Here is a 26,045-nt window from a genome sequence, read left to right as displayed (position 1 = left end):
TACTTGTTTTTAGAAAAAGCCCAACTTGTTTTTGTCGTAAGAAATCAGCATGTTCTTGGTCTGTCTGTAGTGGTTGAGCATCATTTTATGGGTTTCCCTACCAATACCGGACTTTTTGTAACCGCCGAACGGTGCATGGGCAGGGTAGGCGTGATAACAGTTCACCCAAACCCTACCAGCCTGAACCTGTCTTGAAATCTTATACGCCTGGTGCATGTCGCGCGTCCAAACCCCAGCTCCAAGACCGTAAAGGGTATCATTGGCAATTTCCAAGGCTTCGGCTTCATCTTTGAAGGTGGTTACACAAACCACGGGACCAAAGATCTCTTCTTGGAACACGCGCATTTTGTTGTTTCCCTCCAAAATAGTGGGCTGAATGTAATACCCGCCTTCCAAACCTTCGTTGTAAGCTGCCTCGCCTCCGGCAAGCACCTTGCATCCTTCTTCTTTTCCTATTTGGATGTAGTTCAGGATTTTTTCATACTGGTCGTTGGAAGCCTGTGCGCCCATCATGGTGTTTGGATCTAAGGGGTGGCCCAATTTCACAGCTTTGGTGCGTTCCACCACACGCTCCATGAACTTGTCGTAAATACTTTCCTGTACCAAGATCCTGGATGGACAGGTGCATACTTCGCCTTGATTTAGGGCGAACATTACGGCACCTTCCAAGCACTTGTCAAAAAATTCGTCATCGGCATCCATGACGCTTTCAAAGAAGATGTTGGGCGATTTACCACCCAACTCCAAGGTAACAGGGATGATGTTTTTGGATGCATATTGCATGATCAACTGCCCTGTGGTGGTTTCCCCGGTAAAGGCTATTTTATTGATCCTTGGGCTAGAGGCCAAAGGTTTGCCTGCTTCCAAGCCGAAACCGTTCACCACGTTGAGCACGCCTGCTGGAAGGATGTCCTCGATCAATTCCATCAATACCAAAATACCCACTGGGGTTTGCTCTGCAGGTTTCAAAACCACACAGTTTCCTGCGGCCAGGGCAGGGGCAATTTTCCATGCGGCCATCAACAAGGGGAAGTTCCATGGAATGATTTGACCGACCACACCAAGAGGTTCCAACACGTTCATGGAAACCGTGTTGGAATCCAATTCACTCACCGAACCTTCTTCGGCACGGATTACCCCGGCAAAATACCTAAAATGATCTATGGCCAAGGGAAGGTCGGCGGCACGGGTCTCCCGAATGGGCTTACCGTTGTCCCAAGTTTCGGCCCGGGCCAACACTTCAAGATTTTGTTCCATACGATCAGCAATCTTGAGCAACAAATTGCTCCTGTAGGTGGCCGATGAGTTGTTCCATTGTGGCGCAGCGGCCCAAGCTGCGTCAATGGCCTTATCGATGTCTTCAGAGGTGGATCGGGCAATTTTGGTGAAAGCGTTGCCATCTACCGGCGAAATGTTATCAAAATATTCTCCTTTGGTGGGTGGGGTCCATTTCCCGCCAATGTAGTTCTCATATTGGTCTTTGAACTTGGGTTTGTCCAAGACACTGCGTTCCGTGGTTTGCACATTGCTCATAATACGTACTTTTAGTTGTTAATGTTAATTTTTATGTGGTGGACCCTGTTGGTCCAACTGACTGATTTTAAAAGTATTGATTTTGAACCCCGTACATCTGACGTATTCTATTATTGATATGAACAATCCTCTTTGTTTTTATATTTTTAACAATATTCGATAAGATAATTTTTATATTTAATAATGATTTATGTAATAAATTAAGGAGTGGATATTTCGTATGCAGCTTTCTAATAAATTTTTTAAGGAACGCAAGCTTGAACATTTGGTGGAGAACCAAACCTCTTACACCTTGAACAATGCGGCCATGCATGTGTTCGAGACCCATCTTCAAGCGGAGCGCGTGATGCTGCAGTTCGATCAACCTGTGCTGGCTTCCATGCTCATCGGTAAAAAGGTGATGCATCTTCGAGATAAAAAAGCTTTTGACTTTTTACCGGGAGAATCCCTGATATTGCCTCCAAAGGAAGTGATGCGTATCGATTTTCCGGAAGCGAACCAGGATAATCCCACTAGGTGTCTGGCCATGGCCATTTCCGATGAAAAGATCAACAAGGTCATCAATTTGATGAACGATGAAATGCCCAAGCACGATGGTACCGAATGGGCCCTGATGGATTACAATTACCACTTTACCAATGATGCCAGTATTTATGGTATCATTCAACGGTTATTATATCTCTTCACGGAAAACCATCCTTCCAAGGACTTTTTTGTGGACAACATGCTTCAGGAACTCATCATTCGTATCCTGCAAGGAAATGCGAGAGAGACCTATGTGGAACATGCCTCCAAGTTGGGGTCCCATAATAGGTTGGCCTATGTAATCGAATACATAGGAGCACATTTACATGAACCCATTTCGGTAAGCGACCTGAGCAAAAAGGCCTGTATGAGCGAGTCCCACTTTCATAAGACCTTTAAGGAAGAATTGGGGATTACGCCCATTGACTATATCAACAGCGAGCGTATCAAATTGGCCGTTAAATTGTTGAAAGATCCTACTCGAAAAATCAAGGAAATTTACTTGGAATGCGGTTTTGAAAACCGTTCGTATTTCAACAGATTGTTCAAAAGGAAAATAAATGTATCACCAGGGGAATACCAATCCAAATTCATGGATGATACCTTGCGTTGATATCAATTGAGGGTGAATGTAGTGCCATCCTTGCCATCTTTCAATTGAATGCCCAAAGCACCCAATTCGTCACGGATCTTATCCGAAGTAGCAAAATCTTTATTGGCACGAGCCTGGTTCCTGATTTGGATCAGAAGGTCCATAACCCCATTGAGGGCATTGGAATCATCCTGGGCCAAAGCTTGGTTTTCCACACCTAGTACATCATACACAAAGGCCTTCAGTGTAGTTTCCAATTGGGATTTGTCCTCTTCGGTGATGGTTTCTTGGTCTTCCTTAATCAGGTTGATGTGTTTCACGGCATCGAACAAATGGGCAATGAGGATCGGCGTGTTGAAATCGTCGTTCATGGCATCGTAGCACTTTTGCTTCCATGTCTCCACATCAAAATCCGATGTAGCTCCCGTTTTCAAGTTTTCTAGATTACCAATAGCTTCCATCAAACGATTGTACCCTTTCTCTGAAGCTTGTAATGCCTCGTCACTCAAATCCAATATGCTGGTATAATGGGCCTGCATCATGAAAAAGCGGACCACCGCAGGGGAATAGATCTTGCTCAAGATAGTATTTTCCCCGCTAAAGATTTCTGATGGATAAATGTTGTTGCCTGTTGATTTGGACATTTTTTTTCCGTTGAGGGTCAGCATATTGGCATGCATCCAGTATTTTACGGGGGACTTGCCGGTACTGGCCTCGGCTTGGGCAATCTCGCATTCATGGTGTGGGAATTTCAGGTCCATTCCACCACCATGAATATCAAAAGTTTCTCCTAAGTATTTGGTGCTCATGGCCGTGCACTCCAAATGCCATCCCGGAAAACCGTCGCCCCAAGGGGAAGGCCACCTCATGATATGTTGCGGTTCGGCTTTTTTCCAAAGGGCAAAATCCTGTGGATTTCGTTTCTCGTCCTGGGCAGTTAGTTCTCGCGTGTTGGCAATCATATCCTCCAACTTTCTCCCACTCAATTTGCCGTATTCATGGTCTTCATTGAATTTGACCACATCAAAATAAACGGAGCCATTTATCTCATAGGCATATCCTTTTTCAAGGATTTCCTTAATAATTTCGATTTGTTCAATGATATGTCCGGTTGCCGTGGGCTCTATGCTTGGTGGCAACAGGTTGAATTTTTGGAGTGTATTGTGAAAATCCACGGTGTAGCGTTGCACTACTTCCATGGGCTCTATCTGCTCCAATTTTGCCTTTTTTGCAATCTTGTCCTCTCCTTCGTCGGCATCGTTCTCCAAATGCCCGGCATCAGTGATGTTACGTACATAGCGAACCTTAAAGCCCAGATGTTTGAAATATCTAAAGATCATATCAAAGGACATGAACGTGCGGCAGTTGCCCAAATGCACATTGCTGTACACCGTAGGGCCACAAACGTACATGCCAATGTATCCTTCGTTTATGGGTTGAAAGGTTTCTTTTTTTCCGGTAAGTGAATTATGGATGCGTAATGGTTGGTGTTTGTAAAGTTGCATTTAAACGTTTCGGTTTAAAATTCGGTTTCTAGGTTGATGTAATCCAAAAATTCCCTGCGTACGGCTTCATCCTTAAATTTACCACCATATTCAGCGGTAACGGTACTACTTTCAATGTCACGGATACCTCTAGAATTAACACAAAGGTGCTTGGCGTCGATTACACAGGCTACATCTTCAGTACCCAGAACTTTCTGCATCTCCTTAACGATCTGAATGTTCAAACGTTCCTGAACCTGTGGTCGCTTGGCGTAGTAATCCACGATACGGTTCATTTTGGAAAGTCCGACTACGGTTCCGTTTGAAATATAGGCAATGTGCGCTCTGCCCACAATCGGCAATAGATGGTGTTCGCAGGTAGAATAAAGCACAATGTTCTTTTCCACCAACATTTCACCGTATTTGTATTTGTTGTCAAAGGTGGAAGAAGTTGGTCTTCGGTCCGGATGGAGTCCTCCGAAAATTTCCTTCACATACATTTTGGCTACCCTTTTTGGGGTGCCCTTCAAACTATCGTCATCAAGGTCAAGACCCAAGGTCAACATTATTTCCCTGACACTATTTTGGATGCGTTCTATTTTTTCCTCGTCGCTCAATACAAAAGCATCATTGCGCATAGGGGTGTCCGTTGAAGAGCCAACGTGGTCGTTACCTCTTTCCTCATATTGTTCTTCCAAAGCCCGCTCTAGTTTCATAGCTGTTTCTTCAAGACAGCAAAGATAACACTAATGAATGATTTAACATCTGCTATCCGTTGTTTGACAACATAAATTATTGTTAACCTATATCCTGCAATACTTTTATAATGCCCAAACCTACAGTCTTTTATGGTAAAGTCAGTCGTAAAGACCTTATTCTTCTTACTCATTTGTCAATTTGCGCAGTCCCAGGTTGCCCAAGATTGTTCGGATGCCATTCCTATTTGTAACAATACGCCCATCAATGGGGGTACTAATGGCTATGGTATTGATGATTTTTATGGTGAGGCAACCACAGGATGTTTGGAACAGACCGTTTCTGGTTCCATTGAATCCAATTCTGCCTGGTACCGATTTAGGACCGCTGCCGCAGGACAATTAGGTTTCAACATTGGACATAATAACATAGAAGATTGGGACTTCGCCCTTTACAAAGCTTCGGATTGCAACACTTTGGGAGATCCCATTCGTTGCAATTTCTTTGATAACAGTGAAGGGGTCAGTTTTATTGGGGTTGGAGAGGATCCCACCGGGAATACCGATTCCGTGCATTTTGAACAATGGCTGCAAGTAGAGCCTGGTGAGGACTATTACCTGTTCATCAACAACTTCAGCAATGTAAACTCTGGTTTTTCCATACAGTTTACAGGAGATATTTGGGCGAGCCATCCTTATGATGCCTTGGATTGTTCTATTGTAAGTAATTTGTTGGGCCCTCCAGTGGCAGCTTGCGAGAATGATATGGTACTATTGGATGCCACAACTTCTGGAGCTACAAATTATTCATGGTTTGTGAATCAAGGAAACGGATACCAGCAGATTGCCGGAGCCTCGACGGCCAATTATGAAGTGACCAGTTCAGGTCAATATAGGGTTGTAGTGATTACGGGAAGTGGAAACATCATCAGTGATGTGCAAGTTGGATTTAACCCGGTTCCGTCTACAGGAACCCTAACAGATGAGTCTTTTTGTCAAACTTCGGGAATTCTTTTCGATTTGGAATCCAAAGATCAAGAGGCACTTGATGGGCAGGACCCTTCTGAATTCATGGTCAGTTATCACAATTCATCATCCGATGCCGTAGCAGGTGTCAACCCTTTGCCCAGGCAGTATTTGGTGAGTCCAGGTCTGGAAACCATTTATGTAAGGACCACTTCCTTGGCCAATCCAAATTGTTATGATGCTTCTGAAAGCTTTGTGGTGAATGCCGCGGAAACCCCTGAATTGAACTTTAACGAACAAGCCGTTATCTGTGAGGCAGTGGGTAGCATCACTATTGGAGAAATGTACCCCGATCCCAACTATACTTATGCATGGAATACAGGGGAGTCCACCCCGAACATTACCGTTTCACATGAAGGGGAATATACCTTGACCGTTACCAATACATCCAACGGAACCGTTTGTGCAGCCAGTAAAACGGTGACGGTTTCCATATCTACAATGCCCGTTATCTCCAGTATCGATATTGAGGATATGAGCGCCAACAATACTGTCACTATCAACACGGATGCCCTCGGTGAATATGAATTTCGCTTGGGTGATGGGGATTATCAGACCAGTAATGTGTTCGAGGGTGTTGCCCCGGGCATCCATAAAGTATATATGCGAGATTTGTACGGTTGTGGTGAAGTGGAGGATGAGATCGTCGTTGTAGGTTTCCTTTCCATTTTTTCACCCAACGGAGATGTACTCAATGAAACTTGGCAGATTGAAGGCCTTTCCACCTTGAATTCGCCCATTGTCACCATTTATGATCGTTATGGAAAACTTATCAAACAGATGAATGAGTTTGATCCCGGGTGGGATGGCAGTTTCAATGGAAAGCCATTACCTTCCACGGATTATTGGTTCAAGCTGTCCTACATTGGAGAAGATGGAAACCGTACGTATGCCAAATATCTCCAAAGTCATTTTTCCTTGAGAAGGTAGGTTTGGTGCATTTCATCGATTAACCGCACATTTTTTCGATGAAGGTATACTAAACGCATCATTTGTAGAGTTATAGAGGTTATGTAGGATAACCTTTTTAGCCCCAAAATTCTATGAGAGCCCTATTTAGCGCTATCTGTGTTTTCTTTTTGACCTTCATTACAGCGAGCGCGCAGAACTCCCCGGATTGTAGAACGGCCATTCCTGTTTGTGCAGATGCTCCCATTATGGGTGTTACCGATGGTAGCGGTGATATCGATGATTTTGACCCCGAAGTAATTACCCAGACCGGATGTCTGGAAAAAGGAAGTGTGAGTTCGGCGAATATAGAAAACAATTCCGGGTGGTTTGTGTTCAGGGCAGGGACCGATGGCCAGATTGGTTTTGATATAGAGGCTGTTCCTGTAAACCCAGGAGGACCCATCACTGCGGAATGGGATTTTGCACTATATGGTCCCTTTGACCAAACTGCAGGACAGAATTTTTGTACCATTATTGGTGATGGAACTTCACAACCCATTCGATGTAATTACGAATACAACGATACGGGCTTTACCGGAATTGGGGTGAACCCGGTTGATGGTAGGGAAGGGGCACCTTTTGTGAAAAGTAGCCAGAACACCTATGATGAATGGTTGGATGTGAACGCAGGGGAAATCTACTACCTCTACATCAACAATTACAACACCAATTTTGATGAAGAGCCGGAGTCGTTTATCTTGACCTTTACAGGAAGTTCGGTTGATGAAGACCAGAACACGGCTTTGGATTGTACCCTTCGCGATGAATTTTTAGGATTGGATATCGTGGCCTGTGAAGGTGATCCTGATATTACCTTGTCCGCATTGAACTCCCCAGCCGGATCGGATATTGCCTCAGTGGAATGGACGGTGGATTACGATGATGATGGCACCATTGATGCTACTTTGGTAGGGTCGGGTCCTTTTGGTGCGGAACTTGTGGTGAGTAGCCCAAATTCAGGACGGTATTTTGCAGAAATTACGACAGCATCCGGAACCCCGCCCACAGTAGTGGACCAAGGGGGGATATTGATAACCTTTTATGGTATTCCGAATCTTACCGTTAACGTACTGGACGATTTTGTGAACAGCGATCAGACCGACCCCTATAATGTGGAATTTATTCCAGATGGGGATGGGGATTATGAATATGCCATTAACGGAGGAGAGTTTCAGGATGACCCCATTTTTTATGATGTACCACCTGGTATGAATACCGTAATCATCAATGATAAAAATGGCTGTGGTACCTCGGATCCCATACCGTTTTTGATTGTGGGTTACCCTAAATTCTTTACACCCAATGGCGATGGGGTCCACGATAATTGGAATGTGTATGGAGTGGAACAACTCAGCAATCCCATGGTCTTTATTTTTGATCGTTACGGAAAGCTGTTGAAGCAAATGGACCTCAATTTTGGATGGGATGGTACCTTCAACGGCAGGGACATGCCTTCGTCCGATTATTGGTTCCGTTTGGATTACGATCGCGATGATGAAGGAGTTCTTGTGGCCACCCAGGTTCGAAGGCACTTCTCCTTGGTGCGATAAAAAAAGGCCGGAATTTCTTCCAGCCTTCTATTTTTTTCAATTTTATATTTTAAAATTTCACACTGTAACCGAGTGAAATATTGGTGTTGATTTGGTTCACCAAAGCGGCATTGTCAATTCCGGCATCAAAGAAATAAGAATTTACATCCTGCTCGGTTCTGCTAAAGGCCAGATCCAATCTGCTTCCTCCAAAATTATAACCGATACCGGCAGAAAATCCGGTTAGGTCGCCCACTAGATCTCCATTTTCATATGGACTGCTCTCAAATCGGTAGCCAGCACGTAAACTTACCTCTTCAATTCGGTACTCACCACCCACACGGTAAGAGTTTACTGCACCAAGCGCATTGGCAATAAATGCGTTTTCAGAAGAAAAGCTAGGGTCGGACGTTGGTCTTAGCTCCGCTTTGGACATATCCTGATAACTGTAATCGAAACTGATCAGTCCATCCTGGCCAAAGACCATGGCAAAGCTTCCTGTAAATTTCTCCGGCGTTTTAATGCGGTATTCATCGTACAGGTTTACAATGTTAAAATTGATAAAATCGATATCGGAAACCGCCAAGGATGAGTTGATTCGTTGTGAGGTATCATCCGTTAAGGTATACCATGTTGGGGACTGGTAACTACCACCTACCCGAATGCTCTCGTTCAATTTGGCAATGGCTCCCAATCCGAATGAAAATCCATAACCTTCGGTATGCAACAAATTATCAAAACTGGTGAATTGGATCGGGGAAGCCTGATCATATCCATCTTCATCCAAATAGGTGATTCGGTCATATAGGATGTTGTGGAAGTTCAAGTTGGCACCGATGTATAGGTTCTCCTGATACTGACCGGCAAAGTTTAGGGTGAACTTGCTGTTGTAGCCGCTGGTATTTTGCAGGTATTGTTGGTTCACACTTCCATATTCAGCGTTGGAGAAATAGGAGGTGTTGGCATCGTCATCAGCAGTGGGTTCAATGATGCCCGCTTGAAAGCCCAAAAAGGCCTGTTGGGCGGCATACCCCATGTTGGCGCCGATATCCAAATAGGCTTCCTCAATATATTCTCCTTGCTGCACGCGAAGAGGCCCCAATTCCTGTCCCTGCGCAAAGTTCAGGAAATAGTTGTCAATACCTACTTGGGTATTGCCCCTAGCATAAAATTCGTTGTCAAAATTCTGGACCATGTCATAATTGAAGGCCAAGGCAATTTTTTTCCATGGGCTATTGTTCGACTTGAAGACAAACACACCACCTATTTGGTTCAGTTCCAAAGAATTGTCCTTGTTGTTGCTGGTACTGTTTCCAAAAAGGGCATCGTTGTTCCGGTTATAGTTGGATCCGGTGATGCCAATTTCGCTAAAATTGAAGACCGCGGACCCTGCAGGGTTGACGTTAAGGGCTGAAAAATCACCGCCCAAGGCTCCAAATGCGCCACCCATGGCCTGAAACCTAGCGGTTCCCAGCATATTTTCGGTACTGTAGCGCAACACGTCATCAATAGTTTGGGCACTTGCAAAGGTGCATGCCAATACCATTATGAAAATTGAGATTCTTTTCATTTCTTATGATTTAGATATTGAGAATGTTAGTAGGGTTTATGGTCTGCCTCCCCTGCTACCGGATGATCTGGAGGCTCCACCAGAAGATCTACTTACACCACCAGAGCTTCTTGAACTGCCCCCACCCGAACTTCTAAAACTACCTGAACTTCTGGAAGTGCTTCCGCTGCTGCGGTAAGTTCCTGAACTTCTTGGTGCGCTTGAAGACCGGCTAAAGTTACTGGTCCTTGGTGCTGCATTGCCCGAGGACTGGTAGCTTCTGGTGCTCCTACCTGAGTTATAGCCAGGCGATGAATAACTTCTGGTTGCCGAACCACTCCTGTTATAGGTGCCACTGCTTCTTGTTGAAGGAACGGTTCCATAGGAACGGTAGGTTCTGCTGCTGCCATTATAACTTGGATTGCTGCGTGTAGTTCTAGTGGTTCGGTAGGCTTGGTTCCTGGCCACGGCATCCGCGTTGATCGATCTACGAACAGATGAATTGCTATTATAGCTTCTGGAACTTCTATTGGCCATGTTACTGCGCGCCACTGTATTGTTGGAGCGACCGCTGTTAGTTCGGTAGGCATTGGTATTTCTATTACTTCTGGATGCCAAACCAGTACTGTAATTTCTGGCATATCCTCTTCTTCCGGACATGTAGGCGTAATTTCTGCCATAGTACCTGTTGTTGTAATAGTAGGGTCTGTTCCAACTGCCGTAGTATCCGCCCCATCCATAGTAGCCAGCATATCCCCATCCATAATAAGGGTAACCCCAGCCATAGTATCCGGCCCATCCCCAACGGTTATATCGCCATGGGTTGTACCATCCCCAAGAAAAATAAGGGTTGTACCAACCATAAGACCAGTTGTTATATGGGAATCCCCAGCCATAGTACCCGGCCCATCCCCAACTGTTGTCGTATACATTGATGCTCACGCTTGCAGGGTTGTCTCCCCAGCCAGGATTGCCATTATAGGTATTGAACTCACTGTCGTAAGTGAAATAATCGTCTTCATTTCCTAAGGGAATGGAATCGGTCGCCATTCGACTTGAATAACTATCCACATCGGTAAAAATCTCACTGTCCAAAATTTCACCATATTGGTCCGCCTTTTCACCGAAGTAATCCCCATACATATTGCTTTCTTGCCGCTCGTAACGAACCGCATCGGGATTTCTTTTCTCCACTTGGACAACCCTGTTGCCATTGGAGTAAATGCCATCGTCATAATAGGAAGACTGTTGGTATGTGCCGCATGAAGCCAGCAATAGAGTGACGACACCGAATGTGGCAAAAATTTTGATTTTGCTGAGGGGTAAAGACTTTAACATGGCGCAATTTTTATTGTTGAACATACTAAAAATAACTAGTTTTACCGAATTATTTTATTAAAGAAATCACAAGTTTTGTGCCAAACTAGAGCAGATGGGTAAAAATTTAACGAGCCGAGCAGAAGATTATTCCAAATGGTATAATGAACTTGTTGTAAAATCGGATCTTGCGGAAAATTCAGGAGTAAGGGGATGTATGGTCATCAAACCTTATGGTTATGCCATTTGGGAGAAGATGCAGGCCCAATTGGACAAGATGTTCAAGGAAACAGGTCATGAGAATGCCTATTTTCCCTTGTTCATCCCAAAATCCTATTTGAGCAAAGAGGCCAGTCATGTGGAAGGCTTTGCCAAGGAATGTGCCGTAGTAACACACTATCGACTTAAAAACGCCGAGGATGGTAGCGGGATTGTGGTGGATGAAGATGCCAAGTTGGAAGAAGAATTGATTGTTCGCCCAACATCCGAGACGATCATTTGGGATACCTACCGAAAGTGGATACAATCTTACCGTGATCTACCGCTAAAGATCAACCAATGGGCCAATGTGGTGCGTTGGGAGATGCGTACACGATTGTTCCTGCGTACAGCTGAGTTCTTATGGCAAGAAGGGCATACGGCCCATGCTACTAGGGAAGAAGCTATTGAAGAAGCAGAGTTGATGATGCATGTTTACGCCGAGTTTGTAGAAAACTATATGGGTGTGCCCGTAATCAAAGGAACCAAAACAGCCAGTGAGCGTTTTGCAGGCGCAGAGGAAACCTATTGTATTGAAGCTTTGATGCAGGATGGTAAAGCGCTACAAGCTGGGACCTCACATTTTTTAGGACAGAATTTTGCCAAGGCCTTTGATGTAAAGTTTGCCACCAAAGAGGGGGGGCAAGAATATGTATGGGCAACCTCATGGGGGGTTTCTACCCGATTGATGGGGGCCTTGGTGATGACCCATAGTGACGACAATGGTTTGGTATTGCCTCCAAAACTGGCACCTATTCAAGTGGTAATTGTACCTATTTATAAAGGAATGGATCAGTTGGATGCCATTTCTGAAAAGGTGGAACCATTGGTGATGCAACTTCGTGCCAAGGGAATTTCAGTGAAATACGACAACAGGGATACCCATAAACCTGGTTTCAAGTTCAATGAATATGAACTGAAAGGTGTGCCTGTGCGTTTGGCCATTGGTCAACGCGATCTGGAAAACGGAACCTATGAAGTAGCCCGAAGGGATACTTTGGAGAAGGAATCCGTAAGTGCTGCGGAAATTGTTGGCAAGGTGGAAGCGTTATTGGAGGACATCCAGAGGAACGTCTATCAAAAGGCAATCGATTACCGTGCGGAACACATTACCCGAGTGGATTCATACGAGGAGTTCAAGAAAGTGATCGAGGAAAAAGGCGGTTTTGTGTCCGCTCATTGGGATGGAACACCGGAGACGGAGGACAAGATCAAGGAAGAGACCAAGGCCACCATTCGTTGCATTCCGTTGCACGAGGAACAGGAAGAAGGTACTTGTATGGTGACGGGTAAACCTTCCTTGCAAAGGGTGCTCTTTGCAAAGGCCTACTAATTAGGTTGTAAAAATTATATTTTACTGTTGCAAGACTTAAAAATAGTTGTATTTTTGCATCCGCAATTGTGCAACCATGGCCCGTTCGTCTAGGGGTTAGGACGCCAGGTTTTCATCCTGGTAACAGGGGTTCGATTCCCCTACGGGCTACAAAGTTCAATAGACATGGTGTTCTTTGGGAGTTTTAACTTCCAAATTTAAAATTTAAATGGCCCGTTCGTCTAGGGGTTAGGACGCCAGGTTTTCATCCTGGTAACAGGGGTTCGATTCCCCTACGGGCTACAAAAAAGGAATTTACAAAGTATAATTTAAGATAATGGCAAACCATAAGTCAGCATTAAAGAGAATCAGAAGAAACGAAGCGGTACGTTTGCGTAATAGGTATCAGCACAAAACCGTGCGTAATGCCATCAAAAAATTACGTGGTGAAGAAGATAAAAAGGCCGCTGAGGCTTTGTTGCCCACTGTGGTTGGTATGATCGATAAGTTGGCCAAGCGCAACATAATCCATAACAACAAGGCAGCGAACCTTAAGAGCAAGTTGATGAGCAAGGTTGCTGCTATGTAAGCCTTATGCGAAAAATATATTGAAGAACGCCTCCAATTTGGGGGCGTTTTTGTTTTTTGTACTTACCGGAAGGAAGAACGTCTTCCCAAAAGGGCACCGATCATAAAGGTTCCGTACATGAAAATGATCAGTACTTTCAAAACTTCCCGTAGTTGGAGTTTGGCCCAGATCAATGGAGCTTCATAAGCAATTAGGAACAGATAAGGGAAAATGGCATGAAAAACCGATAGGCCCAAAGTGGTCCAGAACATGAGGTTATTTTTTATTGGATATGTTCCTTCTTCACTTCGCTTTTCTTTGATGTAAAGTCCGATATCGAATAATAAAACCATGGAGGCAATCAAGTCTGCATAGTACAGGTTCATATGCAACGGATCTTGAAAGAACAAACTGATTAAATAGGAAAGCAAACTGATCAATCCTCCATAAGCCACCCACCTTTTGTGTTTTTTACTCTGTAAAACCTTCCAATAGATGTAAAAGAAAAAGGAAAAGGCTATCACGGAGTAAATGTTGAAGATGATCACATTGTGCCAATCGTATTTTTTCTCCGAAAAGAATTGAAATTGATCCGTGTGCGTTACCAAATATCCCAACAATTCCGTTAAAAAGGTATACATGAGGTAGATGGGATAGTATTTGAGCGGTGTATCAAAAAAAGTGCGGTAACGGACTACGGCCACTAGCCATACAATAATATAAAAAGGCAGAAAGTATTGTTCGGTGATAAAATTATAAAACTCCTCCATTGTGGTCCGTGGCAGCTGTTCTACATTGGTTTTGGTTGGGACTTAAATGTACACAATAAAAAACGCCCCCGAAAAAGAGGCGTTTATATTTAAATCGTTTTTTACTATCGGAAGGCTTTTCTTTTTCCCATTAAAAGTCCGAAGATGATAAATGCATACATTAATGCAATGGAAATAAGTAAAATAGGTCTGAAGTAGGCTAAAATCCAAAGATCTACTTTAAGCATGTAGATAAACAATATTAAAGGGAACGAGAGATAAAAAACCAGTAATCCAATGCTTATCCAAAACAACAGGTTGAACTTTAAGGGCTGCGAATTTCCTTCAGTGTATTTTTCCTTTAGATATTGCACAATAATGAACACCAACATTAATGAACCTATAATGTGTGCATATGTGGTTTGATTATGTAAAGGATTGTAGGCAATGGCATTCACTATATAGGACAATGTACAAACAATGTTAAAGTAGAAAATCATTTTTTTGTTGATTCTCTTATCCAGTACTTTTCGGTAGACTTCAAAGAAAAAAAGAAAGAAAACAAGCTGATAAATGTTATAGATGATCACATTATGCCACGTATAACGATCATCGGAGAAAAACTGAAAGTTGTTATTGTACTTTATCAGAACCCCCAAAAGTTCTGTGAAAAATGTATAAATAATAATCATGGGAAGATACTTCAACGGTGTGTCAAAATATGTCCTATACCTCACTACTGCAACAATCCATGTAACTAGATAGAGGGGCAAATAAAAGTGCTCGATTAAATTATCAATCAGTCCTTCAAGCATATTCCATTAAAAATCGGTGAAAGGTGGTGGTCCTGATCCACCATGGTTCAAATCCAAACTTTTATCTCCTGTCTGGAATAGTGTTGGAGCAAAACTGGCATAGGATTTTTCCCCGTCAATCGAGTTTTGTCCCATTCCCTTGGTGCCTACAGCATCTTTAATCAATTTTGCTTTTCCGTCCGCACCAATATAAAATCCATAATCCTCGCCATCTACTTTCATGGTAGGAACGATGAACATGGAATTTTGCCTAGGATGTACAATTTTCTTTCCATCAGGGAAATGTTCTTTATCGGGATAGTTGGCAAAGTAAAACCGAAGTGAAGAAATTTCCACATTGGCCATACTTGCCTCTTGCTCAATATAAGCCATGTATTGTTTAATTTCCGCATAGGTGAAAGAGGTGAATCTGGCTGCCTCAAATTTGGTATCAGGACTGCGTTCCGCTTCGTATTGGTGAATCATGTCCACCCTGTTCTTGGTGTAATTATCGTACAGGGATTTGGATTCTTCCAAAGAAATGATCCCTTCTGGTGGAGACACTTTTTCTTCTTGGGGAGGTTCTGAATTCCTAGGTTCATCCTTTTTGGGTCCTTGTTGGCATGCACCCAAAAAAAGCACAAAGATGCTTAAAAAAGCAAGAGCAACTTTTCTGTTGTTTTTCATGGTATAAGTAATTTATAGTTCAGTTTTGAGGAAACCAATTTAAAGATATGTCTTTTCTTTAAATTGGGTCAACAAAAAACCCTTCAAGAAATTTTGAAGGGTTTTTAAGTTATTGATATTTAGATTTTTACTACTCGTTCATTGTGAGTAAAAATTCTTCGTTGTTTCGCGTTTGCTTAATACGTTGCTCCATAAATTCCATGGCTTCCACTGGGTTCATGTCGGCAAGGTATTTTCTAAGGATCCACATGCGCTGAATGGTGTTTTCATCCAACAAAAGATCGTCCCTTCGGGTTGAGGAAGAAATCAGGTCAATGGCAGGGAAAATCCTTCTGTTGGAAATCCTACGATCCAACTGAAGTTCCATGTTACCGGTACCTTTGAATTCCTCAAAGATCACCTCGTCCATTTTGGATCCGGTTTCGGTAAGGGCCGTGGCAATGATGGAAAGAGACCCTCCATTTTCAATGTTCCTGGCCGCTCCGAAGAATCGTTTTGGTTTGTGCAGGGCGTTGGCATCCACACCACCACTCAATACTTTACCAGACGCTGGTTGTACGGTGTTGTAGGCACGTGCCAATCGCGTGATGGAGTCCAAAAGGATCACCACATCATGGCCGCATTCTACCAATCTTTTTGCTTTGTCCAAAACAATGTTGGCAACTTTTACGTGTTCAGAAGCTTCTTTGTCAAAAGTAGAGGCAACCACTTCCCCGCGAACATTACGTTGCATATCGGTTACCTCCTCAGGTCTTTCATCAATTAATAGAATGATCTGGTAAACCTCTGGGTGGTTGGCCGCAATGGCATTGGCAATGTCCTTCAACAACATGGTCTTACCCGTTTTTGGCTGGGATACGATCATGCCCCTTTGTCCTTTTCCGATAGGGGAGAACAGGTCCATGATCCTAGTGGAAATGGTGCTCTGTTTTTCTGCCAATTTAAATTTTTCCTTAGGGAACAAGGGGGTCAAGTGTTCAAAGGAAACCCTGTCCCTGACCACTTGAGGGTCAAGGCCGTTGATTTTGTTCACCTTGATCAAAGGAAAATATTTTTCACCTTCTTTTGGAGGTCTTATGTTCCCTAAAACAGTATCCCCGGATTTTAGTCCGAACAAACGGATCTGGGATTGGGATACATAAATATCGTCAGGGGATGAAAGGTAGTTGTAATCCGAAGATCTTAGGAACCCATAACCATCCTGCATAATGTCCAACACCCCTTCACTTTCAATAATGCTGTCGAATTCAAATTCAGGTTCTTTGTACCTATTTTTTAGGTCTTTGTCAAAGTTGCTGTTCTTTTTATCGTGGTGGCTGTTCTTCTTATCGTGGTGACTGTTCTGGTTTGGATTTATATTCTGATTTTGGTTAGGATTCTGATTGGGATTTTGGTTTTGGTTCGTCCTCCTGTTGTTATTTTGGTTCTTTTGGGGATTACCCTGTTTGTTTTCCTTTTTAGGGGGGTGTTCCTTTGTATCCTCCTTTTTTTCAGCAACTTCTGCTATTGGTTTCTTTTCGGGAACAATTTCGGTTTTGGCCTTTTGGTCGTTATTGGGTCGTGGCGTTCTGACACGTTTTGGTTTAGTATCGGTTTTGATGTCCGGAGTTGCCACGGTTTCCGCAACTGCCTTTGGGTTAGAGGCTTGAACATCAAGGATTTGGTATACCAAGTCCAGTTTTTTGAGGGTTTTGAATTTGGGAACATTAAGATCCTTCGCAATATCTTGCAATTCAGGAAGCTTTTTAGCTTTTAGATCGGAAATCTCGAACATTAAGTAAAGAATAAGTTAGACTTGTGTAATTCTGAATATTGAAGTAAAAGTTATTTGGGTGCTACTGGAGGAAAGTTTTCCTAGGTAGGTGCTTTGCTAATAACAGCACAATAATACAAATAATTTTTGAAGATTAACGCTACAGTTATCAAAAAGACGTCTATTTTTGCATTTTGAAATCGATTTGCACAATGATTCAACGAATTCAGACGTTTTTTTTGCTGGTTGTGGCCCTGTTGGTAGGGGTGCTTCCCTTTTTTCTGAATCTTTGGGTAGAAGTGGGAGGTAAAGAGGTGTTTGCACAGGATGAAGTATTGGTGAGCATCGTTTTTTACGTTTCGGCCGTGTTGGCGGTCGTTTCAATTTTGATGTATAAAAACAGACAAAATCAATTTGTGGTGAACAGATTGAATATGATATTGGACCTTTTTTTACTAGGATTTTTCGTTTATCGATCGCTAAGTCTATCCGGAGGAACTGTAGTTTCTGAGAAGGGTATTGGGATGCTGATTCCTGTATTTTCTATCGTTTTTCTGGTCCTGGCCAACAGGGCTATCAAAAAGGATGAAGATCTTGTAAAATCTGTTGATCGCTTGCGTTGAACCTAACATCTTAGTAGTATTAGTGCGAAAGAATCCCGGCCTTGGTCGGGATTTTTGATTTTAAAGATTATCTTTTTCCCAATTCGATCACTTCCAAATCCGTGATCTTGTCCCCGTGGATCACAAAGCGTAGCATAGTCCGCACCTGATGGAACCCCTGCTTGCCACAAGCACCCGGATTCATGTGTAGCAAGTCCAATTTTTTATCGAACATCACCTTTAAAATATGGGAATGGCCACAAATGAACAATTTGGGCGGATTCCTTTTGATTTCCTCTCGGATCCGCACATTGTACCGATTGGGATAACCACCAATGTGCGTGATCCAAACATCTACCTCTTCGCATAGGAACCTATTGTTTTCGGGAAATGTCATTTGGATCACATGGTCATCGATATTGCCGTGCACGCCCCTTACCGGTTTCAAAGCCTTCAATTGATCCGTGACCGATAGACTTCCGATGTCTCCAGCATGCCATATTTCATCGGCCTGCGCAGCATATTTAAGGATGATATCGTCCATATGTCCATGGGTGTCGGAAAGCAACAAAATCTTGGTCATAACGCTAAAAATATGCTAAAAAAACAGGGCTGGAAAAATGTTGGAAGGGATTGGATTATCTTTATCGACTTAAAAGTAAGGGATTCCTTTGAGATATTTCATCCAATTTTCCTATTTCGGTAAAGCATACCATGGGTGGCAGGTACAGCCCAATGCCATTACCGTGCAGGCTGTTTTGGAAAAAGCCCTTTCTACCTTGTTGAGGGAAAAATTGGAAGTGGTCGGTGCAGGAAGAACGGATGCCGGGGTACATGCCAAACAAATGTTCGCCCATTTTGATCATTCCGGTATTGAAGATCCTGAGGAATTGGCTTTTAGGCTGAATTCGTTCCTACCGGAAGATATCGCCGTGCAAAAAATTTATAGAATGATTCCCAGTGCCCATGCAAGGTTTGACGCCTATGAACGTGCTTATGAATACTGGGTAGTTCGGGAAAAGAACCCATTTTACTTGGATCATGCCCATTTGGTGAAATATCCTTTGGATATGGAGGCCATGAACACGGCGGCCCAGTTATTATTGGAACACAAGGATTTTGAAAGTTTTTCCAAATCGAATACCGATGTGAAATCCTATACCTGTGATGTTCGGAAGGCATTTTGGGAAGATCGGGGGGATATTTGGGTGTTCACCATCACCGCCGATCGATTTTTGCGGAACATGGTCCGTGCGGTGGTCGGGACCTTATTGGAAGTCGGGTTGGGCAAGATGAAGCCGGAAGACATCCATTCGGTAATCGAAAGTAAGGATAGGGGTGAGGCAGGGGTTTCCGTCCCAGCAAAAGGTTTATATTTGACAAAGGTTTTATATCCAAAAGAGCTATTTAATGAGCAAAACTGATGATGTAGGTAAAGCGTTCGACTTTAGGTTGTTCAAACGGATTTTTGCACACACTAAACCCTACAGGGGTATATTTTGGTTGGTGGCACTTGTGGCCATTTTGTCAGCAGCATTTGCCATAGGTATTCCAATTTTGGTGAAAAACATCATCAATGATTCCCTGGAAAACAAGGATGGACAGCAATTGCTCACCGCTGTCATGTGGATGCTCATCTTCTTGTTGGGCCAGGTAATTACCCAATTACTGTTCAATTATTATGCGAACCTTTTGGGCGAGTCGGTGATCCGTGATATTCGGATCCGCCTGTTCGAAAAGATGACCAGCTTTAAAATGACCTATTTTGACAACTCCTCCATAGGGGTTTTGGTTACCCGTGCGGTGGCCGATATGCAACGTATAGGGGAAATTTTCAGCCAAGGATTTTTTATGATCGTGGCCGATGTGCTCAAAATGATTTCGGCGGCCATTATAATGCTAGCCATCAATTGGAAATTGGCTTTGATCGTATTTGCCATTCTTCCGGTGATATTGATTGCCACTCGACTCTTTCAACAAGCCATGAAAGTAGCCTTCATAGAGGTACGTTCCCAAGTGGCCAACCTCAATTCCTTTGTGCAGGAACGCATTGCAGGGATGAAGATCGTACAGTTGTTCAATCGTGAGGAAATTGAAAAGGAAAAGTTCAGGGCTATCAATGAAAAGCATCAGAATGCGTGGTTAAAAACGGTTTGGTACAACTCCATCTTCTTTCCGGTCGCGGAAATCTCCAACTCCATCGGAATTGGTCTGGTGGTGTATTTTGGGGTGGTCCAGAATATTGAAAACGTAAGCTTGGACAACAAAGGAGCTATTGTGGCCTTCTTTTTCCTGATGGATCTTTTGTTCCGTCCGTTGCGACAGATTGCGGATAAATTCAATACCCTACAAATGGGAATGGTAGCGGCTGGCCGTGTTTTCAAAATTTTGGATACGGATAGCCACATTGCCGATGAAGGTAGTTTGGAGAAAAAAGATGTGATGGGCGATATTGAATTCAAAGACGTACGTTTTAGCTATGTGAAGGATGAAGAAGTATTACATGGAATTTCCTTCCAGGTGAAAGCAGGGGAGACCGTGGCCATTGTGGGTGCCACAGGAGCCGGAAAGTCCACTATCATTAACTTGCTCAACCGCTTTTACGAAATCGATTCAGGGCATATTTTGGTAGATGGCATCGATATCAAGGAGTATACCTTACGTTCGTTGCGGTCCCATATTGCCATTGTGCTCCAGGATGTGTTCCTTTTTGCGGATACCATTGCGCATAACATTTCCCTCCGTGATGAATCCATAACCACGGAACAAGTGGAGGCAGCGGCCAAGCAAATTGGAGTGCACGAGTTCATTTCCAGTCTGCCCGGGGGGTATCAATACAATGTGAAGGAGCGTGGCACCATGCTTTCCAGCGGACAGCGACAGTTGATTGCATTCCTGAGGGCGTATGTGAGCAACCCCAGTATTTTGATTTTGGATGAGGCTACTTCCTCTGTGGACACCTATTCCGAACTATTGATCCAACAGGCCACTGATAAGATTACCGAAGGTAGGACTTCCATCATCATTGCGCACCGATTGGCCACCATCAAAAAGGCGGACAAGATCATTGTTATGGATGAAGGCAAGATCATAGAGGTGGGAACACACAAGGAACTCCTTAAAAAAGGCGGGTACTACAACGATCTATATACAGCCCAATTCTTGGCGGAAGAGGTGGCATAGTTATTTTTTGGGAGCAAAGTCCTCTAAGGTAATTTGACCTGTAATTAAAAGGATTACAGGTATCATAGCGGAAACCAAGAAATACATAATTCCTAATAAAAAGTAGAACAACAGAATTCTTGCGGCCAATGCCATTCCTGTTGAAGATGATATTCTTGCAACTACGTAACCAGAATAAACTACCATGGATAGTGATCCAATAATTGAAAAACCAAAATAAATACTTGGAGCAAAGGCTAAGGTAAGTATCGACGGGATGAACGTAAATAGACTGAAATGTGCCAAGGTATACATGAAAATAATTGTCCTTTCAGCAAAATTGTACTTTTTCTGATCAAAGCACAACCAACCTGCAACAGCCATTACCGGAATGTAAAAGATGAAAAGGAGGGCTTGATAATCCAAAACAAAATCCATTATTTTTTTTTGAAATACCGTTTCGGCGCCTGTATTAAAAACATCAAAATCCATATCTCCCAATGATCTGGCCATCAGGAAAACGATAAATCCAGATAGGGTAAGTGCTATTCCAAAATAACTGATAGGGTTCAGATATTTTTTCCTTTGACCGTGGAGGTAGCCTTCAATAACTACTTCAGGTTTGGTAAAAAGATGGGTAAATGTCCTTAAAAAGGTATTGTCCAAATTGAAGTAGCGATCTAAAATATCGTGCCAAAGGTTTTTGATTGTGATTCGTTTCTGAATGACCTTTCCGCCGCAATTTGGGCAATAGAGATAATCTGTCCTCAATGCTCCTTCACAGTTTTTGCACCTCATTACTCCAAATCTTTTTTGATAAGCCTGACGAGGTCTTCCGTTCCTTTAAAAGGAACAAACTCCCCATTTTTGATATAGGATATGGCTCCGGTTTCTTCACTGACCACCAAACAAAGGGCATCCGTTTTTTCCGTGATGCCCACGGCGGCGCGGTGTCTCAGGCCGAATCGGAGGGGAATGTTCCGATCATTGGAAACGGGTAAGATCACCCTAGTGGCCGTGATAAAATTATCCTGTACCACAATGGCCCCATCATGCAAGGGACTGTTCTTGAAAAAAATGCTCTCCAAAATGGGTTGTGTTACCTGAATGTTCATGGCGTCACCGGTGGATTTTATAAAATCGAGGGAATTGTTTCGTTCAATGACAATGATAGCACCTGTTTTGGTCGCCCCCATCCGTTCACAAGATGTTATGATGGCATCCACATCGGTGGTAGTGGAAATGGCCTCCTGCTTTAAAAACTTAAAATGTTTGAGGAAACTACGCTTGGTGGCAAAGTTGGTGGAACCGATCATCAACAGAAATTTGCGTATTTCTTGCTGAAAAACAATGATCAAGGCAATCAGCCCGATGTTCATGAAACCGCCCACCATGCTGCTGATCATTTTCATCTGGAGCAGTTCGGTAAGTTTCCACAGGGCCCAAACAATCACGATCCCAATAAAAATATTGATGGCAACGGTGCCCTTGACCAGCTTGTAAATGTAATAGAGTAAAGCGGCCACAAGGACAATGTCGATGATATCGGTAATCTTGAACTCGAGAAAATTTAGAAAATCCAACCGCGGTGTTTTTGTAAAAATAGCAAAATTAGGAGAACAAAAAATCAGAGGGCATTTGCTTTCAATGCTTCCACAAGTTTAACACATTCTACTGCTTCCTTTATATCATGGGCCCTGATGATATTGGCACCTTTTAATAGGGCAATGGTATGCAGGGTCGTGGTGCCGTTCAAGGCTTCTTGTGGTGTGGAACCCAATATTTTATAGATCATAGATTTTCTGCTCAAACCGATCAAAAGGGGCAACCCAAAGGTTTGGAACAAGTCCAGGTGGTTCAACAAAGTGTAGTTCTGTCCCGTGGTCTTGGCGAAACCGAACCCTGGATCTATGATAACGTCATTGATTTTGAGTTGGGTCGTTTGCGCTATTTTTTCGGAAAAATAATAACGCAAGTCTTTGATCAAATCTTCGTAAATGGCTTCCTTTTGCATGGATTGCGGTGTGCCCTTCATATGCATCATAATGTATGGAACTTGAAATTTGGCAATCGTGGCGAACATGTTTTCGTCTAAATTTCCTGCAGATATGTCATTGATGATGGCCGCTCCGTGGACAATACTTTCCTCGGCAACCTTACTTCGGAAGGTGTCTATGGAAATCAAGGTCTCAGGAAAATGTTTCAGGATAAGTTTCACAATGGGGATCATCCGTTTCAGTTCTTCCACTTCCGGAACATGTTCGGCGCCAGGCCGGGAACTGTATGCACCCATATCCACAAAAGTGGCCCCGTCATTCAACATGCTTTCCACCCTTTTCAAAATGGCGCTTTCGCCCTTGTAGGAACCACCATCAAAAAAAGAATCCGGGGTAAGGTTCAAAATCCCCATCACCTTGGGTGTGGCAAGGTCGATCAAATCACCTTTGCAGTTTATGGTCATAAAAAATACCTGCTTTGTTGGGTTTCATTATCTTTGGCAATGTGCATCCAAGCACATTCAATTGGACGAAATTTACGCAAATTAGCAACAATACATGCAGCAGACTTCCCAACAATACGATACGGTGATCCAAACCTGCCGGGAATTGTTTTCGAAAAAAGCACAAGATTATGGCACCGCATGGCGCATATTGCGACTTCCATCGCTGACCGACCAAATTTTCATCAAGGCGCAGCGCATCCGAAGCCTGCAACAAAATGCAGTGAGAAAAGTGGATGAAGGGGAGCAGTCCGAGTTTATGGGAATCATCAATTACGCTATCATGGCCTTGATCCAGATCAAGAAGGGAGTTGTGGAACAACCCGATCTTACAGCGGATGAGGCCATTGCCCTGTATGACGAAGAAGTTGCCCTTACCAAAAAATTGATGGAAGACAAGAACCACGATTATGGTGAGGCCTGGCGCGATATGAGGGTTAGTTCCCTAACTGATTTGATCCTGCAAAAAGTGTTGCGCGTAAAGCAAATAGAAAACAACCAAGGCGCAACCTTGGTGAGCGAGGGCGTGGATGCCAATTATCAAGATATGGTCAATTATGCCGTGTTTGCCCTAATTCATTTAAGCGAAGAAAAATGAAATATCTAGTTTGGATTTCAAGAGTCATCGTAGGGATACTCTTTATCATCAGTGGTTTGATTAAATTGAACGATCCCATGGGATTTTCGTTCAAATTGGAGGAATATTTTAGCCCTGGCGTGTTGGATCTTCCCTTCTTAACACCATTGGCATTGGGTATTTCAGTGGTATTGGTCATTGTTGAGGTGATTTTGGGAGTTTTATTGCTCCTTGGTTTTAAACCCAAGTTTACGGTGTGGAGCTTGTTATTGATGATCGTTTTCTTCACGTTTTTGACCTTTTATTCGGCGTATTTCAACAAGGTGACCGATTGTGGTTGTTTTGGCGATGCGGTAAAGCTGACGCCCTGGGAATCCTTCACCAAGGATGTCATTCTTTTGATATTGATCCTAGTGCTTTTCTTCGGAAGAAAATATATTCCACCCTTATTGAATCCAAAAACCAACTGGATCGTTGGAGGTGTGGCTTTGGTGGCCTGTGCCCTGTTCGCCAATCATGTGTTGAACCACTTGCCATCCGTGGATTTCAGGCCATATAAAATTGGAGCGAACATTCAGGAAGGAATGTCGGTACCCGAAGGTGCTCCAAAACCTGTTTACGAGTATGCCTGGAGATTTAAAGTTAATGGTGAGGATAAAATTGTGCTGACTAACGGAGATTACCCATCAGTGGATGGGGAATTTGTGGATGTGGAAACCACGGAGATCCAAAAAGGATACGAACCGCCCATACATGATTTCACCATTGAAAAAGAGGGACAGGATCATGCGGCAGAGTTGTTGGATGAGAACAAACTGGTGATGGTAATCGCTTACGATTTGGCCAAAAGCCGTTACGATGCTTTTTCCGAAGTAGCGAAAGCAGCCAAAAAAGCCAAGGAGAAGGGGTATAAAGTAATCGGTATGTCGGCATCCAGTGATGAAAATGCAAATGCAATAAAGACGAAATACGGTTTGGACTTTGATTTTTACTTTACGGACGAGACAACGTTAAAGACCATTGTCCGCTCCAATCCGGCCATTTTGGTCCTAAACCGGGGGACGATTAAACAAAAGGTACATTATAACGATATTGAAGAACTTACTTTTTAAATACTAAAGAAGACAAGATTATGAGAACAAAAATAGTGGCAGGTAACTGGAAGATGAACAAGAACCTTCAAGAAACGGAAGCATTGCTGTCAGAACTTTCGGCCATGTTGCCCGATAGCACTGCCGAAGTGATCGTGGCACCAACCTTTGTAAACCTACAGGCAGCCGTCAATTCACTACAAAGTTCAACCATGCAAGTAGCGGCCCAAAACATGCACTTTGCTGACAACGGTGCCTATACAGGTGAAATTTCCGCCGATATGCTTCTTAGCTTGGGCGTGGACATCGTTATTCTGGGTCACAGTGAGCGTAGGGCTTATTTTGGTGAGGACGATGCCCTGTTGGCCAAAAAAGTAAAGACCGCTGTGGAAAAAGGACTGAAAACCATTTTCTGCTTTGGTGAAGAGTTGGAGGATAGAAAATCCGGGAATCATTTTTCCGTGGTGGAAAGCCAATTGAAAAATGCCCTGTTCGATTTGGATGCTAGTGCTTGGAAAAGTATTGTTTTGGCCTACGAGCCCGTTTGGGCCATCGGAACGGGTGAAACCGCTTCTCCGGAGCAGGCGCAGGAAATGCATGCCTTTATCCGTAAAACCATTGCCGATGCGTACAATGCAGCCGTGGCGGATGCTGTTTCCATTTTGTACGGAGGTAGTGTAAAACCGAACAATGCTGCGGAAATCTTCTCCAAACCCGATGTGGATGGTGGATTGATCGGGGGAGCCTCATTGGTGGCTTCCGATTTTGTGGCGATCATTGAGGCCATATAA

At 43.4% G+C, this 26,045-nt stretch carries 24 protein-coding genes and 2 tRNA genes; 13 read left to right on the top strand and 13 right to left on the bottom strand.

The window, feature by feature from the left end; translation table 11 throughout:
- Positions 1–9 precede the first annotated feature (9 nt).
- Positions 10–1,533, bottom strand: coding sequence for an acetaldehyde dehydrogenase ExaC (gene exaC, locus GTK07_RS09505; protein WP_119639546.1), 1,524 nt, complete (start codon positions 1,531–1,533; stop codon positions 10–12).
- Positions 1,534–1,753: 220 nt separating this feature from the next.
- Here exaC and GTK07_RS09500 point away from each other — a divergent pair, with 220 nt between their 5' ends.
- On the top strand, positions 1,754–2,671 hold the full coding sequence (locus GTK07_RS09500; RefSeq protein ID WP_163635018.1) for an AraC family transcriptional regulator: 918 nt from the start codon (positions 1,754–1,756) through the stop codon (positions 2,669–2,671).
- Positions 2,672–2,673: 2 nt separating this feature from the next.
- On the opposite strand, the gene cysS is transcribed toward GTK07_RS09500, so the two are convergent.
- Positions 2,674–4,155 carry a cysteine--tRNA ligase gene (gene cysS, locus GTK07_RS09495; RefSeq protein WP_163635017.1) on the bottom strand — a complete coding sequence of 494 codons (1,482 nt, stop codon included), beginning with the start codon at positions 4,153–4,155 and terminating at the stop codon, positions 2,674–2,676.
- A 14-nt stretch (positions 4,156–4,169) separates the two neighbouring features.
- On the bottom strand, positions 4,170–4,850 hold the full coding sequence (folE, locus tag GTK07_RS09490) for a GTP cyclohydrolase I FolE (protein WP_163635016.1): 681 nt from the start codon (positions 4,848–4,850) through the stop codon (positions 4,170–4,172).
- A 132-nt stretch (positions 4,851–4,982) separates the two neighbouring features.
- On the opposite strand from folE, the gene GTK07_RS09485 reads away from it, so the two are divergent.
- Together GTK07_RS09485 and GTK07_RS09480 are read left to right on the top strand one after the other, a co-directional pair.
- Entirely contained in the window at positions 4,983–6,785 is a 1,803-nt protein-coding gene (locus GTK07_RS09485) for a T9SS type B sorting domain-containing protein (protein ID WP_163635015.1), read from the top strand.
- A 113-nt stretch (positions 6,786–6,898) separates the two neighbouring features.
- Positions 6,899–8,356, top strand: coding sequence for a T9SS type B sorting domain-containing protein (locus GTK07_RS09480; protein WP_163635014.1), 1,458 nt, complete (start codon positions 6,899–6,901; stop codon positions 8,354–8,356).
- Between the two features lie 49 nt (positions 8,357–8,405).
- Here GTK07_RS09480 and GTK07_RS09475 read toward each other — a convergent pair whose 3' ends face one another.
- Both GTK07_RS09475 and GTK07_RS09470 read right to left on the bottom strand, forming a co-directional pair.
- Positions 8,406–9,905, bottom strand: coding sequence for an OmpP1/FadL family transporter (locus GTK07_RS09475; protein WP_163635013.1), 1,500 nt, complete (start codon positions 9,903–9,905; stop codon positions 8,406–8,408).
- A gap of 36 nt (positions 9,906–9,941) precedes the next feature.
- Positions 9,942–11,222 carry a hypothetical protein gene (locus tag GTK07_RS09470; RefSeq protein WP_163635012.1) on the bottom strand — a complete coding sequence of 427 codons (1,281 nt, stop codon included), beginning with the start codon at positions 11,220–11,222 and terminating at the stop codon, positions 9,942–9,944.
- A gap of 94 nt (positions 11,223–11,316) precedes the next feature.
- Here GTK07_RS09470 and proS point away from each other — a divergent pair, with 94 nt between their 5' ends.
- The 4 genes from proS (at position 11,317) to rpsT (ending at position 13,360) form a co-directional block, all read left to right on the top strand.
- Positions 11,317–12,792 (top strand): proline--tRNA ligase, encoded by a 1,476-nt coding sequence (gene proS, locus GTK07_RS09465; protein ID WP_163635011.1) that lies wholly within the window; start codon positions 11,317–11,319, stop codon positions 12,790–12,792.
- A 78-nt stretch (positions 12,793–12,870) separates the two neighbouring features.
- Positions 12,871–12,942, top strand: a tRNA-Glu gene (locus GTK07_RS09460).
- A 60-nt stretch (positions 12,943–13,002) separates the two neighbouring features.
- Positions 13,003–13,074, top strand: a tRNA-Glu gene (locus GTK07_RS09455).
- A 34-nt stretch (positions 13,075–13,108) separates the two neighbouring features.
- Positions 13,109–13,360 (top strand): 30S ribosomal protein S20, encoded by a 252-nt coding sequence (gene rpsT / locus GTK07_RS09450; protein ID WP_097047262.1) that lies wholly within the window; start codon positions 13,109–13,111, stop codon positions 13,358–13,360.
- Positions 13,361–13,422: 62 nt separating this feature from the next.
- Here the strand turns inward: rpsT and GTK07_RS09445 are convergent, their stop codons facing one another.
- The 4 genes from GTK07_RS09445 to rho form a co-directional block, all read right to left on the bottom strand.
- On the bottom strand, positions 13,423–14,109 hold the full coding sequence (locus GTK07_RS09445; RefSeq protein WP_163635010.1) for a hypothetical protein: 687 nt from the start codon (positions 14,107–14,109) through the stop codon (positions 13,423–13,425).
- A 104-nt stretch (positions 14,110–14,213) separates the two neighbouring features.
- The gene (locus GTK07_RS09440; RefSeq protein WP_163635009.1) at positions 14,214–14,780 is read right to left on the bottom strand and encodes a hypothetical protein; all 567 of its coding nucleotides are present in this window, start codon (positions 14,778–14,780) and stop codon (positions 14,214–14,216) included.
- Between the two features lie 129 nt (positions 14,781–14,909).
- Positions 14,910–15,569, bottom strand: coding sequence for a hypothetical protein (locus tag GTK07_RS09435; RefSeq protein WP_163635008.1), 660 nt, complete (start codon positions 15,567–15,569; stop codon positions 14,910–14,912).
- A 130-nt stretch (positions 15,570–15,699) separates the two neighbouring features.
- On the bottom strand, positions 15,700–17,343 hold the full coding sequence (gene rho / locus GTK07_RS09430; protein ID WP_163635007.1) for a transcription termination factor Rho: 1,644 nt from the start codon (positions 17,341–17,343) through the stop codon (positions 15,700–15,702).
- A 191-nt stretch (positions 17,344–17,534) separates the two neighbouring features.
- Between rho and GTK07_RS09425 the strand changes: the two genes are divergently transcribed.
- The gene (locus GTK07_RS09425; protein WP_163635006.1) at positions 17,535–17,945 is read left to right on the top strand and encodes a DUF4293 domain-containing protein; all 411 of its coding nucleotides are present in this window, start codon (positions 17,535–17,537) and stop codon (positions 17,943–17,945) included.
- Positions 17,946–18,012: 67 nt separating this feature from the next.
- Here the strand turns inward: GTK07_RS09425 and GTK07_RS09420 are convergent, their stop codons facing one another.
- The gene (locus GTK07_RS09420) at positions 18,013–18,507 is read right to left on the bottom strand and encodes a metallophosphoesterase family protein (RefSeq protein ID WP_163635005.1); all 495 of its coding nucleotides are present in this window, start codon (positions 18,505–18,507) and stop codon (positions 18,013–18,015) included.
- An 88-nt stretch (positions 18,508–18,595) separates the two neighbouring features.
- Between GTK07_RS09420 and truA the strand changes: the two genes are divergently transcribed.
- Positions 18,596–19,348 (top strand): tRNA pseudouridine(38-40) synthase TruA, encoded by a 753-nt coding sequence (truA, locus tag GTK07_RS09415; protein ID WP_163635004.1) that lies wholly within the window; start codon positions 18,596–18,598, stop codon positions 19,346–19,348.
- Positions 19,335–21,107 carry an ABC transporter ATP-binding protein gene (locus GTK07_RS09410; RefSeq protein WP_163635003.1) on the top strand — a complete coding sequence of 591 codons (1,773 nt, stop codon included), beginning with the start codon at positions 19,335–19,337 and terminating at the stop codon, positions 21,105–21,107. Before truA ends, GTK07_RS09410 begins: the two co-directional genes overlap by 14 nt.
- Here GTK07_RS09410 and GTK07_RS09405 read toward each other — a convergent pair whose 3' ends face one another.
- Genes GTK07_RS09405 through folP form a run of 3 tightly spaced genes read right to left on the bottom strand, consistent with a single transcriptional unit; the run spans position 21,108 to position 23,547 of the window.
- Positions 21,108–21,884 carry a DUF3667 domain-containing protein gene (locus GTK07_RS09405; protein ID WP_163635002.1) on the bottom strand — a complete coding sequence of 259 codons (777 nt, stop codon included), beginning with the start codon at positions 21,882–21,884 and terminating at the stop codon, positions 21,108–21,110.
- Positions 21,884–22,669 carry a diadenylate cyclase CdaA gene (cdaA, locus tag GTK07_RS09400; protein ID WP_163635001.1) on the bottom strand — a complete coding sequence of 262 codons (786 nt, stop codon included), beginning with the start codon at positions 22,667–22,669 and terminating at the stop codon, positions 21,884–21,886. The genes GTK07_RS09405 and cdaA overlap by 1 nt, the downstream gene beginning before the upstream one ends.
- Positions 22,670–22,713: 44 nt before the next feature.
- The gene (gene folP, locus GTK07_RS09395; RefSeq protein ID WP_163635000.1) at positions 22,714–23,547 is read right to left on the bottom strand and encodes a dihydropteroate synthase; all 834 of its coding nucleotides are present in this window, start codon (positions 23,545–23,547) and stop codon (positions 22,714–22,716) included.
- Positions 23,548–23,641: 94 nt separating this feature from the next.
- Here folP and GTK07_RS09390 point away from each other — a divergent pair, with 94 nt between their 5' ends.
- From GTK07_RS09390 to tpiA, 3 genes are read left to right on the top strand one after another with little or no spacing between them, the layout of a single operon-like run.
- Positions 23,642–24,184, top strand: coding sequence for a DUF1599 domain-containing protein (locus tag GTK07_RS09390; protein ID WP_163634999.1), 543 nt, complete (start codon positions 23,642–23,644; stop codon positions 24,182–24,184).
- A complete protein-coding gene (locus tag GTK07_RS09385; protein WP_163634998.1) occupies positions 24,181–25,275 on the top strand; it encodes a BT_3928 family protein in 1,095 nt (364 codons plus the stop codon). Before GTK07_RS09390 ends, GTK07_RS09385 begins: the two co-directional genes overlap by 4 nt.
- A gap of 20 nt (positions 25,276–25,295) precedes the next feature.
- Positions 25,296–26,045, top strand: a complete 750-nt coding sequence (tpiA, locus tag GTK07_RS09380) for a triose-phosphate isomerase (RefSeq protein ID WP_163634997.1) — start codon at positions 25,296–25,298, stop codon at positions 26,043–26,045.

Origin of the sequence: Flagellimonas sediminis (assembly GCF_010500845.1) — a bacterium.
Taxonomy (GTDB): Bacteria; Bacteroidota; Bacteroidia; order Flavobacteriales; family Flavobacteriaceae; genus Flagellimonas; species Flagellimonas sediminis.
This window is presented reverse-complemented; position numbering and strand designations above follow the sequence as displayed.